Consider the following 970-nt stretch of genomic DNA (forward strand, 5'->3'; position numbering starts at 1 on the left):
CGGCAAGCGTGGCACACAGGCCGGCGATCAGCAGCAAGGAAGAAGGGGTGCGTGATGGTTGCATGATGGTATGAAGGTGAGGTTGTTGAACAGCAGGGCACAGCTCCGCCAACCCATGCCGATCCGGGGATCGGCACGACTGCTCTGTTGCGCGGGGACTTCGTTAGTTGCAACCTTGAACGAACACGCGGTGCGTGCGTTGACGTGTCATGCCGGTAAAGAAAAGTTTCCGGCTGACCATGGCGAAACGGCGATGAAGGCGATCGGCGAATGCGATCGATGAAGGCGCTGATCACGCCTGCACAATCGGCCGATGCGCCTGCACCTTCTGTCTTCGTTGCTGTTGCTCGCCCCGTTCGCGACACTCGCGGCGCCCGACGAGGCGGCGCTCGGCCGTGCCGACGGCTACCCGACGGCCCGCACGCTGAAGCAGGCCTACCAGGAGCGCTACCTCGTCGGCTCGTTCAGCGCGATGGACAGCTTCAACCCCGCGTGCACGCTGGCCCCGGCCGACAAGCCGGTCGCGCTGGAGGCCGCGGCCACCGAGACGACGTTCAGCTACCGCTACCAGGGCCACCGGCTGACGCTGGACGACTACCTGCAGCACCAGCGCGCGACCGGCCTGCTGGTCGTGAAGGACGGCCGCATCGTCGCCGAGCGCTACAACTACGAGCGCACGCCGGCGATGCGGATGCTGTCGAACTCGATGGCGAAGACGATCACCGCGCTGGCGGTGATGAAGGCGCTGGAAGACGGCCAGGTGAAGTCGCTCGACGACCCGGCCGAGGCCTACGTGCCCGAGCTCAAGGGCACGCTGTACGGCGGCACGCGCCTGGTCGACCTGCTGCGCATGGCGTCCGGTGCGCGCTATGTCGAGGACTACACGGCCGACGACGACCGCGCGCGTTTCAACGCCACGGCGCGGCGCGCCGGCATCGTGCAGGCCGCGCGGCAGGTCACCGAGCGCAGC

The 970-nt window shown here is 67.2% G+C and carries 1 protein-coding gene; it reads left to right on the forward strand.

Features of this window, described 5'->3' with window-relative positions; translation table 11 throughout:
* Positions 1-313: 313 nt before the first annotated feature.
* Positions 314-970, forward strand: a 657-nt coding sequence (locus AC1D12_RS34155) for a serine hydrolase (RefSeq protein ID WP_477845498.1), incomplete at its 3' end; no start/stop codon positions are given.

Source organism: Rhizobacter sp. P1_G5, assembly GCF_056405435.1.